23 protein-coding genes, 1 rRNA gene and 1 other annotated feature are annotated in these 22,166 nt (G+C 53.4%); all 24 genes read left to right on the top strand.

Going from position 1 to position 22,166, the window contains the following annotated elements; genetic code table 11:
• Window positions 1–44: 44 nt before the first annotated feature.
• Window positions 45–707 (top strand): septum site-determining protein MinC, encoded by a 663-nt coding sequence (gene minC / locus ABID47_RS26425; RefSeq protein ID WP_076174394.1) that lies wholly within the window; start codon window positions 45–47, stop codon window positions 705–707.
• A 3-nt stretch (window positions 708–710) separates the two neighbouring features.
• Window positions 711–1,505, top strand: a complete 795-nt coding sequence (minD, locus tag ABID47_RS26420; RefSeq protein ID WP_076174396.1) for a septum site-determining protein MinD — start codon at window positions 711–713, stop codon at window positions 1,503–1,505.
• Window positions 1,506–1,721: 216 nt separating this feature from the next.
• A complete protein-coding gene (locus tag ABID47_RS26415) occupies window positions 1,722–2,237 on the top strand; it encodes a DUF2179 domain-containing protein (protein WP_076174398.1) in 516 nt (171 codons plus the stop codon).
• Window positions 2,238–2,780: 543 nt separating this feature from the next.
• Window positions 2,781–3,950, top strand: a complete 1,170-nt coding sequence (locus ABID47_RS26410) for an ABC transporter ATP-binding protein (RefSeq protein ID WP_354501267.1) — start codon at window positions 2,781–2,783, stop codon at window positions 3,948–3,950.
• Entirely contained in the window at window positions 3,947–4,606 is a 660-nt protein-coding gene (locus ABID47_RS26405) for an ABC transporter permease (RefSeq protein WP_116234231.1), read from the top strand. Before ABID47_RS26410 ends, ABID47_RS26405 begins: the two co-directional genes overlap by 4 nt.
• A gap of 41 nt (window positions 4,607–4,647) precedes the next feature.
• The gene (locus ABID47_RS26400) at window positions 4,648–5,550 is read left to right on the top strand and encodes a glycine betaine ABC transporter substrate-binding protein (protein WP_152398596.1); all 903 of its coding nucleotides are present in this window, start codon (window positions 4,648–4,650) and stop codon (window positions 5,548–5,550) included.
• Between the two features lie 12 nt (window positions 5,551–5,562).
• Window positions 5,563–6,261 carry an ABC transporter permease gene (locus ABID47_RS26395; protein WP_354501265.1) on the top strand — a complete coding sequence of 233 codons (699 nt, stop codon included), beginning with the start codon at window positions 5,563–5,565 and terminating at the stop codon, window positions 6,259–6,261.
• Between the two features lie 213 nt (window positions 6,262–6,474).
• Entirely contained in the window at window positions 6,475–7,338 is an 864-nt protein-coding gene (locus ABID47_RS26390) for a M23 family metallopeptidase (protein WP_354501934.1), read from the top strand.
• Window positions 7,331–8,194, top strand: a complete 864-nt coding sequence (locus ABID47_RS26385; protein ID WP_089548367.1) for a M50 family metallopeptidase — start codon at window positions 7,331–7,333, stop codon at window positions 8,192–8,194. The genes ABID47_RS26390 and ABID47_RS26385 overlap by 8 nt, the downstream gene beginning before the upstream one ends.
• Window positions 8,195–8,321: 127 nt before the next feature.
• Window positions 8,322–9,566, top strand: a complete 1,245-nt coding sequence (locus tag ABID47_RS26380) for an Rne/Rng family ribonuclease (protein WP_076174413.1) — start codon at window positions 8,322–8,324, stop codon at window positions 9,564–9,566.
• A 58-nt stretch (window positions 9,567–9,624) separates the two neighbouring features.
• Window positions 9,625–9,711 (top strand) — a sequence feature (ribosomal protein L21 leader region).
• A 13-nt stretch (window positions 9,712–9,724) separates the two neighbouring features.
• Window positions 9,725–10,036: a 50S ribosomal protein L21 gene (gene rplU, locus ABID47_RS26375; protein ID WP_076174416.1), complete on the top strand. Its 312-nt coding sequence runs from the start codon at window positions 9,725–9,727 to the stop codon at window positions 10,034–10,036.
• Window positions 10,037–10,049: 13 nt separating this feature from the next.
• Window positions 10,050–10,382, top strand: a complete 333-nt coding sequence (locus tag ABID47_RS26370; RefSeq protein WP_076174419.1) for a ribosomal-processing cysteine protease Prp — start codon at window positions 10,050–10,052, stop codon at window positions 10,380–10,382.
• A 17-nt stretch (window positions 10,383–10,399) separates the two neighbouring features.
• Window positions 10,400–10,711 (top strand): 50S ribosomal protein L27, encoded by a 312-nt coding sequence (gene rpmA, locus ABID47_RS26365; protein ID WP_076174421.1) that lies wholly within the window; start codon window positions 10,400–10,402, stop codon window positions 10,709–10,711.
• Between the two features lie 246 nt (window positions 10,712–10,957).
• A complete protein-coding gene (locus ABID47_RS26360; RefSeq protein ID WP_354501261.1) occupies window positions 10,958–11,209 on the top strand; it encodes a hypothetical protein in 252 nt (83 codons plus the stop codon).
• Window positions 11,210–11,260: 51 nt separating this feature from the next.
• A complete protein-coding gene (locus ABID47_RS26355) occupies window positions 11,261–11,698 on the top strand; it encodes a hypothetical protein (RefSeq protein ID WP_354501259.1) in 438 nt (145 codons plus the stop codon).
• Window positions 11,699–11,711: 13 nt separating this feature from the next.
• Complete coding sequence (gene obgE, locus ABID47_RS26350; protein WP_354501257.1) at window positions 11,712–13,022, top strand: GTPase ObgE; 1,311 nt, start codon at window positions 11,712–11,714, stop codon at window positions 13,020–13,022.
• A gap of 206 nt (window positions 13,023–13,228) precedes the next feature.
• Window positions 13,229–13,666, top strand: a complete 438-nt coding sequence (locus ABID47_RS26345; protein WP_076174428.1) for an ACT domain-containing protein — start codon at window positions 13,229–13,231, stop codon at window positions 13,664–13,666.
• Between the two features lie 62 nt (window positions 13,667–13,728).
• Window positions 13,729–15,015: a homoserine dehydrogenase gene (locus ABID47_RS26340; RefSeq protein WP_076174430.1), complete on the top strand. Its 1,287-nt coding sequence runs from the start codon at window positions 13,729–13,731 to the stop codon at window positions 15,013–15,015.
• A gap of 48 nt (window positions 15,016–15,063) precedes the next feature.
• On the top strand, window positions 15,064–16,134 hold the full coding sequence (gene thrC, locus ABID47_RS26335; protein WP_354501254.1) for a threonine synthase: 1,071 nt from the start codon (window positions 15,064–15,066) through the stop codon (window positions 16,132–16,134).
• Window positions 16,131–17,090: a homoserine kinase gene (gene thrB / locus ABID47_RS26330; RefSeq protein ID WP_354501252.1), complete on the top strand. Its 960-nt coding sequence runs from the start codon at window positions 16,131–16,133 to the stop codon at window positions 17,088–17,090. The genes thrC and thrB overlap by 4 nt, the downstream gene beginning before the upstream one ends.
• Window positions 17,091–17,094: 4 nt before the next feature.
• Complete coding sequence (gene pheA / locus ABID47_RS26325; RefSeq protein WP_145029081.1) at window positions 17,095–17,991, top strand: prephenate dehydratase; 897 nt, start codon at window positions 17,095–17,097, stop codon at window positions 17,989–17,991.
• 3 nt (window positions 17,992–17,994) lie between these two features.
• Window positions 17,995–18,879, top strand: coding sequence for a branched-chain-amino-acid transaminase (gene ilvE, locus ABID47_RS26320; RefSeq protein WP_354501250.1), 885 nt, complete (start codon window positions 17,995–17,997; stop codon window positions 18,877–18,879).
• Between the two features lie 168 nt (window positions 18,880–19,047).
• On the top strand, window positions 19,048–21,009 hold the full coding sequence (locus ABID47_RS26315; RefSeq protein ID WP_354501248.1) for a LysM peptidoglycan-binding domain-containing protein: 1,962 nt from the start codon (window positions 19,048–19,050) through the stop codon (window positions 21,007–21,009).
• 593 nt (window positions 21,010–21,602) lie between these two features.
• Window positions 21,603–22,166: ribosomal RNA gene (locus tag ABID47_RS26310) — 16S ribosomal RNA — on the top strand; the annotation flags it as partial.

Genomic DNA, 22,166 nt, shown 5'->3' with positions numbered 1-22,166 from the left:
TTATGCATCCGGGAACGAAATGTATAGAGATGGGAGGGACAGGCATGGCAGTCAAATCGAATCATGTGACGATTAAGGGCATCAAAGATGGCCTGGTTTTCCTGCTCGATGACGAATGTGAATTTGAGGAACTGCTGGGTGAGCTGAGGTACAAGCTGGAGCATACTCATCAAAATATTTTGACCGGACCGATTATTCATGTAGACGTAAAGCTTGGGTCAAGGCGTATATCGGAAGACCAGAAACAATCCATGCTGGACATCTTGAAGCAAAAGGGGAATTTGCTGATCCGTTCCGTGGAGATGCCTGAGGGGGAAAACGAACCCGGGAAAGAGCCGGCTTATGCGGTCATGAGCGGAATGGTCCGATCGGGCCAGGTGCTGCATCATCACGGGGACCTGCTTTTCCTGGGCGACGTGAACCCGGGCGGAAGCATTCTGTGCACGGGTGATATTTATATATTGGGGGCTTTGCGTGGAATGGCCCATGCAGGCGTTGAGGGAAATGAGGAAGCGATCATTGCAGCCTCCTATTTTGCCCCCACCCAGCTCCGGATTGCCGAAAGAATCAGCCGGCCTCCGGACGAATGGAACATTCGGGAGACGAGCATGGAGTTTGCGTTTTTGCGCGACGGAGCCATGCAAATCGATAAAATTAGCAATATTGTCCGGATACGGCGGGATTTTAACGTGTTTAAAGGGGTGTAACACATGGGAGAAGCTATCGTCGTTACTTCCGGTAAAGGCGGTGTGGGCAAAACGACCACATCGGCGAACATCGGAACCGCGCTTGCGCTGCTTGGCAAAAAAGTGTGCCTGGTCGATACCGACATCGGCCTGCGCAATTTGGACGTCGTGATGGGCCTGGAGAACCGGATCATTTACGATTTATGCGATGTGGCGGAAGGGCGCTGCCGATTGAACCAGGCGCTGGTGAAAGATAAGCGCTTTGACGAGCTGTATATGCTTCCGGCCGCCCAGACCAAGGACAAAAACGCGGTGTCGCCGGAACAGGTCAAGGATATTATTCTTGAGCTGAAGAAAGAGTACGAATATGTTATTATCGACTGTCCTGCCGGCATCGAGCAGGGATTTAAGAACGCGATTGCCGGAGCGGACAAGGCGATCGTCGTTACCACTCCGGAGAACGCCGCGGTTCGCGACGCCGACCGTATTATCGGGCTCCTGGAGAGCTCTGCCGTGGAGTCGCCCAAGCTGGTCGTGAACCGGATTCGGCCGAATATGGTCAAATCCGGAGACATGCTCGACATAGAGGATGTGCTCCAGGTGCTCAACATCGATCTGATCGGGATCGTGCCGGATGACGAGTACGTCATCAAGGCAGCCAACAGCGGGGAACCTACGGTGATGAACCCGGAATCGCGGGCCGCGATCGCGTACCGCAACATTGCGCGGCGCATCCTGGGCGATACGGTGCCGCTGATGCAGCTGGACCAGAAGAAAAGCATGTTCACCCGTTTCAAAAAGCTGTTCGGAATGGGATGACCGGATTCTTTTATACGATGATTATTCTATAGAGAAGGGATGGAGCCAAGTGGCTTCATCTCTTTTTTGCGTTCGAGCTCCGCAGCATTTCCTCCAAATCCCCTTGATGTATAGGCCATTTCCTTTCAATCATCCATCCCGGGCGTGAATAGAGGCTTGGCGAATTGGGTTAAGTTACTACAAAGACAACCTGAGAATAGACAAGGGGTGCTTATTATGCTCGGAATACTGATTTTTATTTTCGTCATCCAAATCGTATACGTCTCTTTCTTTACGCTGCGCATGATCCTGACGTTGAAAGGCCAAAAGTATTTGGCCGCGGTGCTCAGCATGTTTGAAATTACGATTTATGTGCTCGGGCTCAGCATTGTGCTGAAGTATGTCAATCAGCCGCTGTCCCTGATCGTGTATGCCGTGGGCTACGGCCTTGGTGTTCTGGTGGGCTCGTGGATCGAAAACCGGATTGCGCTCGGCTATATTACGATGAAGGTCATCGTCAATGATCCCGGGAGCGATATGGCCAACACGCTGCGCAACATCGGGTATGGCGTCACCTCCTGGATCGGCAGCGGCCGCGACGGCCATCGTCTGGTCTTCGAAGTGCTGGCCAAACGGAAAAACCAGAAGAAGCTCTACAACTCCATACTGGAGCTTGACCCAAAGGCATTCATTGTCGTCACCGAGCCTGTCATGCTGCATGGGGGATTCTGGACCCGGGGAACGAAAAAATAGTACCGGCGGACGTTTCATGCGGGATCGGGAGACGGTGCTGTAGAGACTGCATTTTCTTTTTATAAAAAAAGCCCCCTGCCTGTTTCATTTTGCAGCAGAATGGGTAATAAACTAAAACCTGCTGTGAGCCAGCCAGGCAGGAGGTCCCGAATTTGTTGCTTGGAACCGGATCCACAGTCGCATTTCGCCAATCTTCCGTCCAGGTCCAAAAGAGTTAGGCTTGTCTATTTGCAATTTGGTATGTCTGTTGAACGCGAGAATCGAAGGATGCAAGGATGCTTAGCTTCATCCATTCGTTGCATATGGCAACGTTCACGCCGTATATGGATGATTCCTTTAACTCCCCGTAAGGAAAACCGCTTTTCCACTACATAACAGGCCCGTGAAGCCTATCTATGAAACAAGCTCGGATACTTGAAGATTGAAGCCATGTTTGATGGACCCGCTCCCTTTTGCGGACGGACCATGTCTTTGCGCCGGATGGCGGATGATATGCGAAATGCTCCACATACTATGAATACAGCTGGCTAAAGGAGCGATTGAATGATTGTACTGGATCATGTAAACAAAGTGTATGATGACGGGTTTCACGCCCTCAAAGACATCAACCTGGAGTTTAAGAAGGGTGAAATTACAGTCTTGATCGGCCCAAGCGGCTGCGGCAAATCGACGACCATGAAGCTGATCAATGCCCTGAACACCCCTTCCTCCGGAAAAGTACTGATCGACGGAAAAGACATCTCCGGGCTTAACCCGGTGGAACTGCGCCGGAATATCGGATATGTCATTCAGAGTGTAGGCTTGTTCCCCCATATGAATATCGCCAAAAACGTGGCGGTCGTCCCTCATTTGAAAAAGTGGGATAAAGAGAAAACCGACCGGAAAGTGAACGAACTGCTCGACCTGGTTGGTCTCGACCATACCATATACCGGAACCGTTATCCTTCCGAGCTCAGCGGCGGGCAGCAGCAGCGGGTCGGGGTTATCCGGGCGCTGGCGGCCGACCAGGATATTATCCTGATGGACGAGCCGTTTTCGGCGCTCGACCCGATCAGCCGGGAGCAGCTGCAGGATGAGCTTATCCGGCTGCAGCAGGAGCTGAGCAAGACGATCATTTTCGTGACGCATGATATGGACGAAGCGATCAAAATCGCGGACACGATCGTGCTGATGAAGGACGGGCAAATCGTGCAAACCGGGAAGCCCGAGGCGATTCTGCGCCATCCTGCGAATGACTTCGTCCGCAACTTTATCGGCTCGAAACGGCTGCAGAGCGAAAACGAGCCTTCCTATGAAATTCCGCTCGTCGACGACGTTATGATTACGAATCCCGTGACGGCATTCCCGAATCGAGGCTTGGCTGAAGCGATCAAAATGATGGAGTCCAAGCGTGTAGATTCCCTATTTATCGTGGACCGGAACAAGCAGCTGCAGGGTGCGGTCTCGATTTACCGGGTGCTCGACATGTACGGGGAAGAGGGCAAAACGGTTGCCGACGTCATGGTCCCTGTCCGCTTCTCGGTAGCTTCGGGGAGTACGCTGCCCCAGGCCATTGAGCTCATGGACAGCCACCAGCTGAGCAATATCCCGGTGGTCGACGGAAATAACCGGTTCCTGGGACTGGTAACCCGGGGCAGTGTCGTCAAGCATCTGGCCGAGGTATATCCGAACCTGGCCCCTCCGCAGCCTGCCGGAGAGGGGGAGCCGGTGTGAATGAATTTTGGAGCTTTATCACCGAAAGGTACCCGGATATCCTGCTGGCCCTCCGGCAGCATCTGACCATCTCCTTTTCCGCGGTGATCCTCGGGACGATCGTGGCGGTCCCTATCGGCATTTTGCTGGTATACAACCGGGTCGGCTGGATCAACAGCGCCGTATTTTTTATCGCCAACCTGTTCCAGACGATCCCGAGCCTGGCGCTGCTGGCCATTCTGATTCCGCTGCTTGGCATCGGCGTGAAGCCGGCGATTTTGGCGCTGCTGCTGTATTCCCTCATGCCGATTCTGCGGAACACGTACGACGGATTTCAGTCGGTGGATAAAGGCGTGCTGAATTCCGCCAAAGGCATGGGATACAGTGCAGCCCAGACGATTCTGAAAATCCAGCTTCCCTTATCGCTTCCTTATATTATGTCTGGCATACGGATCACGACGGTGTATATCATCAGCTGGGCGACGCTTGCTTCCCTGATCGGGGCCGGCGGACTCGGGCAGCTGATCGTTTCGGGGCTTGGCGTCAACAAGCCGGAAATGATCTTTATCGGCGGCATCGGCGCAGTTGTTCTGGCTCTGGTGGCCGACGGACTGCTGGGGCTGCTGGAAGGCTGGCTGACCCGGCGCTACCGTCAAACCCGGAGTGCTGCCGTATGACAAGGCTGATGAAGCCCTTTAGACTGATCCGAGGAGGCGTGATGAAACTGAAAACGTTCAAATTGTCGTTATTTTTGTGCTGTGCCATCCTTCTAACAGGCATCACTTCGGCCTGCGGGATCCAGCAGGATGTGGTCATCGGAACCCAAACCTACACCGAAACGAAAATTTTGGCCGAAATGTACAAGGCCTTGATTGAAGATAAAACCAATGTCAGCGTCGACATCATTCCCGACCTGGCTTCAAGCTCGATCGTCATCAATTCGATGAAAAGAAACGACATCCAAATGTCCACGCTCTATACGGGCGAAATTTTCAACAACCATTTTCCGATCAGCGAAACCAAGGACCGGGCGAAGGTGCTCGAAGAAGCCAAGGCTGGGTTTGACAAGTACTTTCATTTTACCTGGCTGGATCCCTTAGGCTTTGAAAATACGTATGCCTTTACGGTTCGTAAGGATCTCGCCGATTCGAAGGGCTACCAGAAGATTTCGGATGTCAAAAAAGATATGGCGTCCATGAAGCTCGGCGTGGATACGACGTGGCTGGAACGGGAAGCGGACGGTTACCCGGCCTTTTCCAAGGCTTATGGCATCAATTTCGGGCAGGTGTTCCCGATGGAGATCAGCCTCGTGTACAGCGCGGTGGCGAACCGTCAAGTCGATATCGTGCTTGCCTATTCCACGGATTCCCGCTTGAAAGCCTATCAGCTGCAGACGCTGAAGGATGACAAGCAGTTCTTCCCTCCGTACGACGCGAGTCCGGTGATCCGGACGGACATCCTCCAAAAGCATCCTGAAATCAAAGACGCCATTGCTCCGTTGATCGGGCATATCGATGCCGACACGATGATTTCGCTGAACTATCAGGTGGATATCGAGAAGAAAAGCGAGCGGGAAGTCGCGATTGCCTATTTGAAGGAGAAAGGTTTGATCAAGAGCTAGAGGGGGGTTAGCATGGACGAGAAAAAGCTAACGTTTATGGATTTCGTATCGTATGTCTCGCGGAACAGCGGGCTATTATGGGAGTATTTCATCCAGCATATTTTGATGGTGGTGATCGGACTGGGGCTTGCGATCGTCATCGGGGTACCTCTCGGTATTTTGTGCTCCAGAAGCCGCTGGGCGGCGAAGGTCATTTTGTTCATCACCAACATTCTGCAGGTCATCCCCAGCCTGGCGATGCTCGTCATCCTGATGCTGTGGCTCGGCCTGGGTATGAAGACGGTGATGGTCGGTTTGTTCCTGTATTCACTCAATCCGATCGTCCGCAATACGTACGTCGGGCTCAGGCAGGTGGACCCGAGCTATATGGAATCCGGCAGAGGCATCGGCATGAGTCCGTTTCAGCTGCTCTATAAAGTCCGGTTCCCTTTGGCGCTGACCTACCTGATGTCAGGGATCCGCATCGCCGCGGTCATTGCGATCGGTGTCGTGACGATTGCGCCATTGGTCGGCGGCAGCGGTCTGGGGCGGGAAATTTATGCGGGCCTGAACAGCAACAACTCGCTGCGGATTTTTGCCGGGGCCATCCCTGCGGCACTGCTGGCGATTGTGGCGGACATCGTGCTGGGCTACCTGCAGAAGAAGCTGGACCTGAGCAAACGGAAGTCGTCAGGCGCCGCCCCGGTCCCGCCTAAAATTCAGAAGGTGTGAGGAATGGAAGCAAAAGCAGCTTCGGGAATGTCCCGGGGCTGCTTTTTTGCGTTCCGTAACTGGGTGAATAGGCATTGGATCACCGAGGGCCCTGAAACTCCAATAGCCAATGCTATGGAATCATATGGTGGAACAGGCTTGTTCTAAAAACGGGACTTTCCCACATAAACTGGTATAAAACAAGCCTCGAAAAGGGGATGAGCACAAGTGGACATGAAATCTTCCATCAAACAGCGGAGAGAAGAACGGATCCGCGATCTGCTGACCAGAGACGATTTGTCAAAAACGATGCCGATCCAACCGCCCTCGCAGCCTTCACCATTGACTGTACAGGACGAGCCAAGGCTGTGGAGCCGGGGCAAACTGCCCGAAAGCTACGTGCCCGAGCCCGATCCGGAGAAGCAGTGGAAAAAGGAACGTTATCAGGCCGGCGGCCCCTTTCATAGAAAGCACCACTTTGTTTCCGGCTTCATGTGGCGCCTGTTTTTCAGCGCCATCGTGTTTGCGGGAGTGTGGGGCGTGTTCCACTTTCCGATCAACCAGCCGTGGAGCGGCAAAGTGCAGAGCTTTGTCGTTCAGTCGCTGAACCGGGAAATGGATTTTCAGGCTGCGGAAGCCTGGTATGAAACATACTTCGGGAAAGCTCCCTCTTTTATCCCTATTTTCAAACAGGATCCGGTGTCCCCATTGAAAGTCGATGCATCCAAATCGATGGTGCCCCCGATCGAAGGGAAAATCGTACAGGCCTTCGCCGTCAACCTGAAAGGAGTGGAAATTGCTCCGGATGAGGTTTCAAGCACGGCGCTTCAGGTGAAAAGTGTAGAAACGGGACGTGTCATGGAAGTGTCGGATTCGCCGGAAACCGGAGTCTCGGTGACCATCCAGCACTCCGGCGGCCTGGTAGCGACATACAGCCATTTGCAGGAGACGCAGCTGCAGAAGAACGATTGGGTCGAGGCCGGAGACCCGGTCGGGTCGCTCGGACAGGGGAGTGACGGTGAGACGCCGACTCTGTTTTTTGCGGTCAAAGAAGGGGGCCATTATGTGGATCCGGCAGATGTGATCCCGATTGATTAACGTTCGCGGAATGACCCTGTCGCTGCACCCGTTTTTCGTGATCCTGATGCTGTTTTCGGTCGTTACCGGGCATTTCCTCGAGCTAATTACGCTGTTCGTCATCGTATTCATTCATGAGCTGGGACATGCCGGGGCTGCGCTGATGTACGGCGTGCGCATTCGTTCGATTCAGTTTCTCCCGTTCGGCGGGGTGGTGGAAATCGAAGATCAGGGCCGGCTGACCGCGTGGAAGGAAATCGTCATCGCGGCAGCGGGGCCTTTGCAAAACGGAATGATGATCCTGTTCGCGCTGCTCCTCCGTCTGGCCGGCTGGGGAGATGGCGCCTTTCTGTCTTATGTAATTTATGGCAACGCGATGATTGCATTGTTTAATCTGCTGCCGATTTTACCCCTTGATGGCGGGAAAATATTACAGTCGGCTGCCAGCTTGTTTTTCCCTTATCACCGTACGCTTCTGTGGTCCTCGAGGATCAGCGTTGGGGCGAGCGTGATCGTCATTATATGCGCGCTGGCACCGCTATTTCAAGGGAAGGGCAGCGTTCAGCTCAACCTGCTGTTAATCGGTATATTTCTGCTGTACTCGAACTGGGTCGACTACCGGAACCTGCCCTACCGATTTACAAGATTTCTCATGCACCGTGAATCGATGTACACCCGCTCCAGAGCGGACGGGGAACTCGCGCAGCCCATCGTTGCCGATCCGGCGAAACATTTGGACAGTATCCTGCGTCTATTAAAAAGAGAGAAATACCATCTTATTTATGTGATGAACGAGCGCGGAAAAATCATTGCCGTGCTTCCCGAGCAGCGCATTATTTCTGCTTATTTTGCGACAGATCGTACTTCGTGGATATAAATACGCAAGGAACAACGAACGTGAAAAAGGTGTGAATGCGGGCTGCTCCTAACTCAGGGATGGAGCTAATTTAAAGGAGATTTCATGGTACAATGAAAAAGATATGTCTTCTGGCAGGGGTGAAGCCATGAAACAAATGATCGTTCACATCGAACCGAAGCTGACCCAGATGGCGCTCTTGGAGGAAGGCAAGCTGGTGGAATTCGCTGCCGAGCGGAGCCAGGGGCACAGTCTGGTCGGGAGCTTTTACAAAGGGCGGGTCGTCAACGTATTGCCCGGCATGCAGGCCGCGTTTGTGGATATCGGCCAGAAAAAAAACGCCTTTTTATACGTGGACGACGTGCTGCATCCGCATTTGGAGAAGCAGCCGAAGGACAAGCCGAATATCGAATCGCTGCTGCGCGTCGGGCAGGAAATCGTCGTCCAGGTGATGAAGGAGCCGCTTGGCGGCAAAGGCCCGAGGGTGACGACGCACTATTCGCTTCCAGGCAGATGGATCGTGTATATGCCGCATGCGGATTATGTGGCCGTCTCCAAGAAGGTTTACCGGGAGCATGATCGGAACCGGCTGAAGGTGCTGGGCGATTCCCTCCGGAGGAGCGGAGAGGGCGTCATCATGCGGACCGTCTCCGAGGATGAGCATCCCGATGCCATCGAAGGGGATTTGAACGCGCTGCGGGAGCGGTGGCTAAGCATTCAGGAGAAGGCTGACGCCTGCGCGGCACCGTGCCTGCTGCACCGGGATCTCAGCATCGTGCAGCGGTTTATCCGCGACGTGTTCGATCCGGAGCAGGACGAGCTCTGGATTGACAGCAGACCGGAAGCGAGAGAAGCCGAGCTGTTTCTGGAGGAGATCGCCCACGGTGGACACCGGCCCGTCCGAATGCACCAGGGCCACGAGCACATTTTTAGGGCCCATGGCGTTCAAGAGCAGCTGGAGCGGGATTTTGCGCGCAGGGTGACGCTGGAGAGCGGAGGCACGATCGTGCTGGACCAGACGGAGGCGCTGACGGTGGTCGACGTCAATACGGCGAAATATACCGGCGGCGGCAATTTGGAAGAGACGGTCACGAAGACCAATCTGCAGGCGGCTGAAGAAATCGCCCGGCTGATCCGTCTCCGCGACATCGGCGGCATCATTATCGTCGATTTTATCGATATGGAAGAGGAGAAGAACCGGCAGGAGGTTGTCAACCGGCTGGAGGCTGGCATGAGTCGGGACCGGACCAAAAGCCATGTCGTCGGCTGGAGCAAGCTTGGTTTGCTGGAGCTTACGCGGAAGAAAGTAAGAGAGGACACGGCTGTCATGTTTTCCAAATCATGCGAAGTATGCGGCGGAACGGGGAAAATAAACCTTCTGAGCGCGCATTGACTTATGATGGACGGTTATGTTAATATCTATGAGTATGTGTCCAGTATTTATTGCTTGTCACATGCTGTAACCGCTCCGGTCGGGTTTACAAGTGCCGCTGTTGAAGACAGCAGGCCACCTGGATTAGGCGAGTCTGAGACATGAGGAGGTGCAAGCAAATGTACGCAATTATCGAGACAGGCGGTAAACAATACAAAGTTCAAGAGGGCGACGTATTGTTCATCGAGAAGCTGAACGCAGCTGATGGCGAAAGTGTAACTTTCGACCGTGTATTGGCTGTATCCGGTGACAACGGTCTGGTGGCAGGAACTCCAGTCGTAGCCGGCGCATCCGTAACCGCTAAAGTTGAGAAGCATGGTAAGGGCCAGAAAGTTGTTGTATACAAATACAAACCTAAGAAGAACTACCACAAGAAGCAAGGTCATCGTCAGCCATACACAAAAGTTACGATCGAGAAGATCCAAGCGTAAGAAGGTGCGCTAATTGATTAACGTACGGATATTACGCCGGGAAGACGGCAAGATTCGTGGCTTTGAAGTGAAGGGGCATGCGAACTACGCGAAGGCCGGAGAAGACATCGTATGCGCCGGAGTATCGGCGGTCACGGTGGGGACGGTCAATTCGGTGGAAGCATTAACCGGAACGGTCATGGACAGCAGAATGAACAACGGTTTTCTGAGCGCGGACGTTCCTTCGATGGAGGAATCAGGCGTGCACGAACAGGTTCAGTTGCTGCTGGAATCGATGGTGGTTATGCTGAATTCCATAGCAGAATCATACGGGAAGTATATTCAAATACAAGAAGTACATTACTAACAGAAGGAGGAGACAACATGTTAAAGCTGAATCTTCAATTGTTCGCTTCGAAAAAAGGTGTTGGTTCCACAAAGAACGGACGCGACAGCCAAGCGAAACGTCTCGGCGTTAAGCGTGCTGACGGCCAAACCGTTACTGGCGGAAGCATCTTGGTTCGCCAACGCGGAACGAAAATTCATCCTGGTACGAACGTGGGCATCGGCAAAGACGACACTCTGTTTGCTAAAGTGGACGGCGTTGTGAAATTCGAACGTTGGGGCCGCGACCGCAAGAAAGTGAGCGTTTATCCTGTGGATGTCGCTCCTGTAGCGGCAGCAGTAGAAGCTTAATTGTCTGCGAACGCAGAATGAACAAGAAGCCTCCGGCAATGCTTGCCGGGGGCTCTTTTTGAATTAAAGCATATTCTTGGGAGTCCCCCCCCTGCAAATCTGCTGAATATGCGTTGGAGCAAAAGCCCCACTTGGTGGGGTTATTTTGTAGGCTGCGTATTATTGATATGAACATAACTGGACAATTATGGTATACTGGGCAATGATGTTAACTATCTCATGTGTGGGACGGGGACGGGGAGTGCTATGAAATTTGGGAAGAGCATAATGGCCGCTGCGGTCATTTCAATCGTGATTCCGTTAGTATTTATATACCGTGGCGGCTCGTGGATTTGGTACATGATCCTTCCGCTGTGGATATTAGCGGTGCTTTTTCTCGGATATGCGCAGATTCGCCGGAGTACTTCGCGTCATCATGATGCTGTAGTCCGCAGTCTGGAGCAGACGGCCATCCGGACGCTCAACCATCACCGCCATGACTGGATGAACGATTTGTAAATTTTGTATGGTTATATCAAGCTCGGAAAAAGTGATAAAGCGGTTCAATGTGTGGAAAGAATAAAGGAACAGATGGCTGTCGAAAGCAAAATAGCCAAGCTGGGCATTCCTTCGCTTATTTTCTACCTTCAGTCTTTTCGCAGTACCAGCAGCAATTTGGAGCTGGACGTTCACGTGGATGACCAGATGACGCTGATCAACAACCTCAGCCAGGAAGAAGGGGCAAACCTGGCTTTGGCCGTCATCCAAACGATCCGGGCATATCAATACAGCAGCAAGTCTTCGCGGGGCGAGTCCCGCAAACTGTTCCTAAGTCTTTATGAGGAAGGCTCGGAGCTGATCGTAAGGTTTGAGGAAGAAGGTTCCCTTGGGGACCCGGAACTGCTTCGGCAGCAAATATATAATGTGGTACAAGGCAAGAAAATGAAAGCAGAGCAGATCGATCCGACTCAGGCTTCATTTGAATTGCGCGTGCCGTGTGGAGCATGAGGAAGGTGAAGTCATGTTTGTAGATAAAGCGAAAGTCTATGTCAAAGGCGGCGACGGTGGTGACGGCCTGGTGGCTTTCCGCCGGGAGAAATACGTGCCGGAAGGCGGGCCTGCCGGCGGTGACGGCGGCAAGGGCGGAGATGTCATTTTCCGTGTGGACGAAGGTCTGCGCACGCTGATGGATTTCAGATACCAGCGCCATTTCAAAGCCAAACGCGGCGAGAAGGGCCGCAATAAGAGCCAGCATGGCGCAGGGGCGGAGGACATGATCGTCCGCATTCCGCCGGGTACCGTGCTGATTGACGATGATACGGGCGAAGTCATTGCCGACTTGACGCGTCATGGACAGCAGGTGGTTGTTGCCAAAGGCGGCCGCGGCGGTAGAGGCAACATCCGTTTTGCCACCCCGAACAACCCGGCTCCCGAGCTCGCCGAGCACGGGGAGGAAGGCCAGGAACGGTATGTGGTGATGGAGCTGAAAGTGATGGCCGACGTCGGTCTGGTCGGCTTCCCGAGCGTAGGGAAGTCCACGCTCTTGTCGGTCGTTTCCGGTGCGAGACCGAAAATCGGGGCGTACCACTTTACGACGATTACGCCGAACCTCGGCGTCGTGGAAGTCGCGGAAGGCCGGAGCTTCGTCATGGCCGATCTGCCGGGATTGATCGAGGGTGCTCATGAAGGGGTCGGCCTCGGGCATGAGTTTCTCCGCCACGTGGAACGGACCCGCGTCATTATCCATGTAGTGGATATGGCGGGGTCCGAAGGCCGGGATCCATACGAGGACTGGGTCAAAATTAACGACGAGCTGAAGCTGTACAACGCCACCCTGGCCGAGCGGCCGCAGATCGTAGCAGCGAACAAAATGGATATGCCGGAAGCGGAGGACAACCTGGCCGAATTCCGTGAAAAGGTCGGCAAAGACCGGCCTGACCTGGAGATCATGCCGATCTCCTCGCTGACCCGGCAGGGCGTTCAGGAGCTGCTCTACCGTGCGGCGGATCTGCTGGACCAGATTCCTGTGGAAGCCGCGCTGGAAGAAGTACCCGAAATCACCGAAAGAAAAGTGTACAAGCTGGATAAAACCGAGGACAACTCGTTCACAATTACGAGAGACAACGAGGCTTATGTAGTCCACAGCGTCAAGATTGAGCGCCTGCTCAAACGCATGCAGATGAACTCGCATGAAGCGATTCTGAAGCTTGCGCGGACGATGCGCCATATGGGGATCGACGATGAGCTTCGCAAACGCGGTGCCGTTGAGGGCACCATTGTGAGAATCGGCGATTTTGAATTCGAGTTTGTAGAAGGCAGCAGCTACTATTAAACATACAAGAACCGGACACCGTATATTTCGTATACGGCGTCCGGTTTTTTGTTGCTGCCCCTTTTGTTTCTGACATTTTACGTTACATGGCGGGCATTTTTTTGTATGATGGAGATTAAAAAGGCGTCGGACTATTGACCGTCAGGCAAGGGTTCCTATATAATGTCCACTATATGAATACATCAGTCTTTGAGGAGAGGACGTTCGTGAAAGAACGCTATTATTTGGTCCGGGAAGACATTTTACCGGAAGCCGTTGTCAAGACGATGCAGGTGAAACAGCTGCTAGCGGCCGGGGACGCGAAGACGGTTCATGAAGCCGTGGAACAAGTCGGGCTGAGCCGCAGCGCTTTTTATAAATACAAAGACGGAATCCACCTGATCAACCAGCTGGAGCGCGAGCGGATCGTGACGATTTCCATCGATATGGAGCACCGGGCGGGCATGCTGTCGAAAGTGCTGAGCACGGTGGCCGGTTATGGCGGAAACGTGCTGACGATCCACCAGAGTATTCCTTTGCAGGGGATGGCGAACGTGGTGATATCCGTCGAAGTGACGCGGCTTGGCGACGAGCTTGGGGACATGCTGGAAGGCATGCGCGACGTAGCGGGAGTCAAGCGGGCGAATTTGATCGGACAGGGGTAAGTCCGTGCCTGGTGTCACAGAAGACAAAGAATGTTATTTGGAGATTCACGGGAGGTATGAGAATGAAGCCGGTTAAAGTTGGATTGTTGGGTCTGGGCACGGTCGGTACGGGGGTCGTCAGGATCGTGGAAGGCCATCAGGAGGATTTGAGCAGCCAGGTAGGCTCTCCGGTCGTCATCGAAAGGATCGCGGTGAAGAACTCCGGGAAAACGCGCAGCGTGGCCGTTGATCAAGGCAAATTGACAGAAGATCCGTGGGATGTCATCCGTGACCCGGAAATCGACGTCATCGTCGAGGTGATGGGCGGTATTGATGAGACAAAGTCCTACATTTTGGAGGCGCTGGAGCGCGGCAAGCATATCGTTACGGCCAACAAGGACCTGATGGCGCTGCACGGAGCGGAGATTTTGGCCAAGGCTCAGGAGAAGCAGTGCGACGTTTTTTATGAGGCGAGTGTGGCGGGAGGCATTCCGATTATCCGGACGCTGATCGAAGGATTTTCTTCGGACCGCATCTTAAAGATCATGGGGATCGTGAACGGCACGACCAACTATATTTTGAGCAAAATGAGCCAGGAAGGCGCGTCCTATGAGGATGTGCTGGAGGAAGCGCAAAAACTGGGCTATGCCGAAGCCGATCCGACCTCCGATGTCGAAGGCTTGGACGCCGCCCGCAAGATGGCGATTCTGGGCACGCTCGGCTTTCGCTCCAACATCGAGCTGAAGGACGTCAGCGTGCGCGGCATCTCGCAGGTCACCAAGGAAGACATTACGTATGCCAAACGCCTTGGCTACGAAATGAAGCTGCTTGGCATTGCGGACCGGCAGGACGATCATTTCAGCATCAGCGTGCAGCCGACAATGGTGCGCAAAGGGCACCCGATTGCCGCTGTGAACGGTGTCTTCAATGCCGTATACGTGTACGGGGAAGCGGTCGGCGAGACGATGTTCTACGGCGCCGGCGCCGGCGAAATGCCGACGGCTACCTCCGTTGTGGCCGACCTGATGGCCGTCATCAAAAACCTTAGACTGGGCGTCAACGGCCTGAAAGCGATCGTTCCTTACAAGCCGAAGAAGCTGAAGACCGATGAACAGATCAGTTACAAGAACTTTATCCTGCTTCACGTTGACGACAAAGCCGGTGTTCTCGCCAAAATTACGCAGGTGTTCGCCGAATTCGGAGTCAGCCTGGAATCGGTCGTACAGCAGCCGAACGAGCACAATCCCGAAGCGGAGATCATCATCGTGACGCATCAAGCCAACAAAGCGAGCATGGATAAAGTGCTTCAGCATTTTGAAGGGCTGGACGTCATCCGCAGAATCAAGAGCGTATACCGGGTTGAGGGGTAACCCCGCCCATTCAAATAACTACCTCGAATACAGAAAAGGAGTTTTACGATGCCATACCAAGGTTTACTGCAAACATACAAGGAATATTTACCCGTGAACGACAATACGCCTCTCCTGACGCTGAAGGAAGGCAACACCCCGCTGATCCGTGCCGAAAATTTGTCAAAGGAGCTTGGACTCGATCTTTATTTCAAATATGAAGGGCTGAATCCGACCGGTTCGTTCAAAGACCGCGGCATGGTCATGGCCGTTGCCAAGGCTATGGAGGAAGGCAGCCGCACGATCATGTGTGCTTCCACGGGCAACACCTCGGCTGCAGCGGCGGCCTACGCGGCGCGCGGCGGCTTGAACTGCATCGTTCTCATTCCGAACAACAACATTGCGCTCGGCAAGCTGGCACAAGCCATGATTTACGGTGCCAAGGTCATTGCCATTGAAGGCAACTTTGACCGTGCCCTGGAGATCGTGCGCGACATTACGGCCAAGCATCCGATCACACTCGTAAACTCCGTCAACCCTTTCCGCATTGAAGGGCAAAAGACGGCCGCATTCGAAGTGGTGGACCAGCTGGGCAAAGCGCCGGACGTACTGGCCATTCCTGTAGGCAACGCAGGCAATATCTCCGCGTACTGGAAAGGCTTCAAGGAATACCACGCAGCCGGCAAAGCCTCCTCGCTGCCGCGCATGGTCGGCTTCGAAGCCGAAGGCGCGATGGCTATCGTGAAGGGCGAGCCGATTCTCGAGCCGGAAACGGTCGCAACCGCCATCCGGATCGGCAATCCGGCCAGCTGGAAGACCGCTGTAGCTGCGGCGGAGGAATCCAACGGTCAGATCAATTACGTCACTGACGATGAGATTCTGAGCGCATACCGCACCATTGCCGCACGTGAAGGCGTCTTTGCCGAGCCGGCTTCCGCCGCATCGGTAGCAGGGGTGTACAAGCTGAAGCGCGAAGGATTTTTCAAAGGTGGAGAGACGGTTGTCTGCGTCCTGACCGGGAACGGACTGAAGGACCCGAACGTAGCGCTGAAAACGGTCAACGCTGAGCCTATCGTCGTTCCGGATACGGAGGAAGCCGTTATGGAGGCGATCGCGAAGCTGGAAGAGGAGCGGGTATGATTCAGCCTGACGGGGTACGGGTGAAAATTCCTGCCAGTACCGCGAATCTCGGGCCGGGCTTTGACACGCTGGGCATGGCCTTGTCGCTGTATGCCTGGATCGAGATGAAGGAAGCGGAGCAGACCGTATTTCATTTATACGGAGACGAAATGCAGGGAATTCCCCGGGATAAAAGTAATCTATTGTATCAAGTTGCGCAGCAGGTGTTCGAGCGTGCGGGAGTTCAAGTGCCCGAGCTCGAAATATCCATGTATTCCGACATCCCCTTGACCCGTGGGCTGGGAAGCAGCGCCACGGCGATTGTCGGGGCATTGGCTGCGGCCAACGCACTCATCGGGTCACCGCTGAGCAAAGCGGAGTTGTTTGATATGGCCACAGGGATTGAGGACCATCCCGATAATGTCGGGGCTTCTTTATATGGCGGCATCATTACGGCGATTTGGGACGGTGTTCATGCCGAATGCATCCGCTTCGATCCGCCTGAAGATCTGGAAGTGCTGGTCGTCGTCCCGGATTTTGAGCTGCAGACTTCGGAAGCCAGGAAAGTTTTGCCAGATTACATCAGCCGTAAGGATGCGGTGTATAATGTAAGTCGGGCCTCCTTTTTGGTCGGAGCGCTGGCCAGCGGCCGGATGGACCTCATCGGCAATGCGATGTCGGACCGTCTGCATCAGCCGTACCGGGCTCCCCTCATTCCGGGCATGACCCGGATTTTGGAGGAAGCGGGGAATCACGGCGCGCTTGGCGTGGCGCTGAGCGGTGCGGGTCCTACGCTGCTCGCTTTGGTGGACCGCCAACAATCCAGAAAGAACGAACTGGAAGCCTTCCTCCTGAATACGATGAGGGCTGAGGGCATCAACGCATCCGCCAAATGGCTGCTTCCCGACGTGGAAGGAGTCGTTGAGATTTCCGGGATGCCGTCCCGTTCATTTATGGATATGGTAAAGGGGAAGTAAGCGCATGAAACGAATTGCATTATTGCCGGAAGGGTCGGTGTCGCACGAGGCCGTCGCGTATTTGCTCGGGGATGAGCCGGTGGAGCTGGTCTATCATAAGCTGATTTCCGATGTATTTTTGTCGACGGCTCAGGGAAAAACCGATTATAGCGTCATCCCGATCGAGAACACGATTGAAGGCTCGGTAAGCCTGCATATGGACTGGTTGGTGAATGAAGTCGACATTCCGATGCGGGTGGAGTGGGTCTATCCGTCGATCCAGAATTTGATCGGTGACCGCCAGGAGTTTATGTCCGAGGCAGGGGAGATCGATTACAGCCGGATTGAGAAAATTTTGTCTCATCCTGTAGCCACGGCCCAGTGCCAGCAGTTTATCCGCCAGCATGCTCCGCAGGCCGAGCTGATCAACGCAGGCAGCACAACCGAAGCCGTAGGCATCGTCAAAGCCAATCCGGGCAAAGGCTGGGCCGCCATCGGCACAACACTCGGAGCGGCTACTCACGGGCTCGACGTGCTGGCCAAACGCATTACCGATCATGACAACAATTTTACCCGGTTCGTACTGATCGGCCATGAGGAACTTCCGCCGCTCAACCGGCCGGTTGAACAGCAAAAAACGAGCGTGCTGGTGACGCTGCCCGAGGATTTTGCGGGAGCGCTGCATCAGGTGCTTGCAGCCTTTGCTTGGAGGCGTTTGAATTTGTCGCGGATTGAATCCAGACCAACCAAGAAAAAGCTGGGAAGCTATTACTTTTATATCGATGTGCTCGAATCCGTGGACTCGGTGCTGCTGACGGCGGCCTTCGGCGAGATCGAAGCGCTGGGCTGCCAGGTACGCGTGCTGGGATCTTACCCGAGCTTTACTTATCAGGATCAGGAACAAAATTCGGAGGTGCGGTAACAGATGTCAGAACAGTGGATTTACTTAGATGGAGAATTTGTAACGAAAGAAAACGCGAAAGTTTCGGTGTTTGATCACGGCTTCCTGTATGGGGACGGCATTTTTGAAGGAATCCGAATCTATGAGGGCAACATTTTCAAATGCAAAGAGCACTTGGACCGCCTGTATGATTCCGCCAAATCGATCGATTTGGTCATCCCGCTGTCCCTCGAGGAAATGCGCGACGCCATGGCGGAAACGATTCGCCGGAATGATATGCGCAACGGGTATATCCGTTTGATCGTATCGCGCGGTGTGGGGAACCTGGGCCTGGATCCGAGACGCTGCCCGAAGCCAACCGTTCTTATTATTGTGGAGCAGCTGGCGATTTATTCGGAGGAAGCCTATTTGAACGGACTGAGAGCGGTATCGGTATCGCAGCGCCGCAACCTGCCTGATGCACTGAATCCGAAGATTAAGTCCCTGAACTACCTGAACAACATTTTGGTCAAAATCCAGTCGAATTTCGCGGAAGCAGACGAGGCGATCATGCTGAACGCGCAGGGATATGTGACCGAAGGCTCGGGCGACAACATTTTCCTCGTTAAAAACGGTGTCGTCTACACTCCTCCTTGCTACCTTGGAGCGCTGGAAGGCATTACGCGCATGGCGATTATCGAGCTCTGTGAGAAGCTGGGCTACAAGCTGAAGGAAGAACCGTTCAGCATGCACGACGTGTACATTGCCGACGAAGTATTCTTTACCGGAACCGCTGCCGAAGTCATCGCCGCCCGCGAAATCGACGGACGCGTTATCGGACAGGGACAGGCTGGGCCGGTCACTTTGAAGCTTCTTGAAGAATTCCGGAAAATCGTTACGCAGGACGGCTACAAAGTTTGGGAATCCTGATTCCGACAGCCTTTTTATGACCTGTTTTTCTCTACAATCCTTTCACGATCTTCTTCGTGGAAGGATTTTTTTGTCTAAAGGGATGTCATCCGCCTATCCCCTGCATAAGATGTAGTAACGAATGGAGGCGAACCCACGCCTACAAGAAGTTTAGGAGGTATTTGCCGCGTGAAAATACACATGGTTAAAAGTGGCGACACATTATATGAGCTTTCGAAAAAATACGGTGTTCCTTTGCAAAAAATTATCGACGCCAACCCGCAAATCTCCGATCCAAACCAGCTGACGGTCGGACAGAAAGTCAAAATCCCTGCGGAACCGATACAGGTTCCAAACAACGATCAAATCATCCATAAGCATGTCGTCAAGCAGGGAGACAGCCTTTGGAAATTGTCCAAAGCCTGGGGTGTGACGCTCAAGGATATGATCGACGCCAACCCGCAGCTCAAAAATCCGAACGCGCTCCTTGTGGGGGAAGTGGTCAACATTCCTAAAGTCGGTGGCGTCACAGCCGAGAGTGTAGACGGGAATGCGAATGCCAAAACGATCCCCGGCAACAAAACATATACCGGTCCCAAAGAAGAACTGACGGCACCGATTGAGGAGAATGTGGAGCCGGAAGAGGCGGAAAAACCGAATAAAGAAGAGCTTACAGCGCCTATGGAAGAAAATAAGGAAGAAAACAATGCCCAGGTGCTGCCGCAGCAGCTTCCCGAGCTGCCGAACATACCGTCTCCACCCCCGCTCCCCAACCTGTCGATGAACCAGGAAATGCCGGAAATGACCTCGCCGAATTACACCTTTCCAAACGTGATGCCCATAGCGGAAAACCAACCTAACGTCATGCCTGCTGCCGAAAACAAGCCCAATGTGATGCCTATCATGGAGAACAAACCCAATATCATGCCTGCGGTGGAAAATCAACCGAACGTGATGCCGGCAGCCGGGAAAAAGCCGACCTACAGCAAAGAGACCATTTACAGCGAAGTTACGCATAACCTCTTTATTCAGTACCCGGGTCCCGTGCACGAAGTGGCTTCCTATCACGACATGCCGAATGCCGAGAACGCAAACCTGCAGCACGCCATGCAAGAAAACATGCAGAAAACACCTTATTATCCGGGAATCGTTCAGGGTACCGAGTATGAACCGGGCCCCAACGCTTATCCGACAGGTGTGTCCCCTGCCTATGCGCCGCATTGGGAAAATCACGAGCATCCGGTCGTTTATGAGCCCATCCATGTGGGGCCGGCCCATTACCAGCCGAATGAGGCGTTTCCGCACAGTGTAGAGCCGGCGTTTTATCATCCGGTACACGCTGGAATTGCGCCGTATAGTCCATGTGGGTGCCAAGGAGCGGTATCCCCGTATTCGGGAGTGGATCCATTCTACGCTCATCCTTATAGTGAGCCGATAGCAGCATATCCAAACGCGAATGCCATGTTTCCGAATACTCAAGTAAGTCCGGAAGCAGCCTATCCGAATCAAATGCCAATGGTATCCCCGGCCGAAGCTTATCCGAATCAAATGCCAATGGTATCTCCGGCGGAAGCTTATCCAAATCAAATGCCGATGGTATCTCCGGCAGCGGCTTATCCAAACCAAATGCCGATGGTGTCCCCGGCAGCCGCCTATCCGAATCAAATGCCGATGGTATCTCCAGCGGAAGCTTATCCGAATTACGCACCGATGACTCATTACCCGGAAGTGGATCCAGCATACGCCTATCCGCATCATGCTTATCCCACTCCATATGATTGGTGTTACCCGTCACCTTATGGAATGGGGTATCCCTCGACGCTGGGAGCCTATGAGCAGGCAGGGCCCAACGCCCCTTTTGTAGGGGCCGCCGAGAACGCGGCGTACTGGGACCGTAACCCGGCGCCTGCCTACCCAGCCCCGATTGGGGAAGAGGTGGCCCAAGCGACAGCTACCATCAATGAGGCGGCGGTCCATGAGACATCCGAGGTAGAGGAGTCTGAGCCTGCGGCTGATGAGACTGCATCCAAAAAGATCAGCGACCCGAAGGATAAAGCAAAGGTAAATAAATCGAAAGCTCCCGCCGCTAAAAAGGAAAGAAAAAGCACAGCTGCTGACAGACCGCGTAAAAACCCATGGATTAATGGATGATAGCAGGTCAATTTGAGCAGAAGCAGGCATTTCGAGGTGAACGCCGGAATGCCTGCTTTTAATTGAGTTCAAGGTTCGTGTCATTGTAACCATTCTTCAGCAAGAGCATTTCCGCTTAATGGCGGTTTGAACTCTATGAATGCAGTATTAACTTTCATAAAAGAACTAGTATGAATATATGAAAAAGATGCTTGAAATATGCTAGAATTTATTTTGTTGTGGGTATAAGAATAGTATGAATATTTGATGGAATATTTTGTGTGTTGCGGCAGTGGTGAGAACTGTGATAAATTATAAGTCCGGCCGAGTTAACGAGTTAGCAGGTCGGGGAAAATGAGATTTGATAGAAAAAACTTCTTCAAAAAAAGTCTTGCAAATCTATCGAATATGTGATATATTATAAGAGTTGCTGCTGAAACGCTGAGCGGTAACGAAACGAAGTTTGATCTTTGAAAACTGAACAACGAGTGAGTATAAACGCGATGGTCGTATGACCGGAGCGATTGAGATTAAATCAATCTCGTCAGATTCAAAATGAGCTACAAACTTTCGTTGGAAAGCTACTCCCTTCGGGTGAGCAGATTCTTCCAACTTTCTTGGAGAGTTTGATCCTGGCTCAGGACGAACGCTGGCGGCGTGCCTAATACATGCAAGTCGAGCGGACTTGATGGAGAGCTTGCTCTCCTGATAGTTAGCGGCGGACGGGTGAGTAACACGTAGGCAACCTGCCTGCAAGACCGGGATAACCCACGGAAACGTGAGCTAATACCGGATATCTCATTTCCTCTCCTGAGGGGATGATGAAAGACGGAGCAATCTGTCACTTGCGGATGGGCCTGCGGCGCATTAGCTAGTTGGTGAGGTAACGGCTCACCAAGGCGACGATGCGTAGCCGACCTGAGAGGGTGAACGGCCACACTGGGACTGAGACACGGCCCAGACTCCTACGGGAGGCAGCAGTAGGGAATCTTCCGCAATGGGCGAAAGCCTGACGGAGCAACGCCGCGTGAGTGATGAAGGTTTTCGGATCGTAAAGCTCTGTTGCCAGGGAAGAACGTCCGGTAGAGTAACTGCTATCGGAGTGACGGTACCTGAGAAGAAAGCCCCGGCTAACTACGTGCCAGCAGCCGCGGTAATACGTAGGGGGCAAGCGTTGT

The organism is Paenibacillus favisporus (assembly GCF_040545415.1).
In the GTDB taxonomy this organism is placed as follows: domain Bacteria; phylum Bacillota; class Bacilli; order Paenibacillales; family Paenibacillaceae; genus Paenibacillus_AQ; species Paenibacillus_AQ favisporus.
Note: the sequence above shows the minus strand (reverse complement) of the source record. Positions and strands in the feature narration are given on the sequence as shown.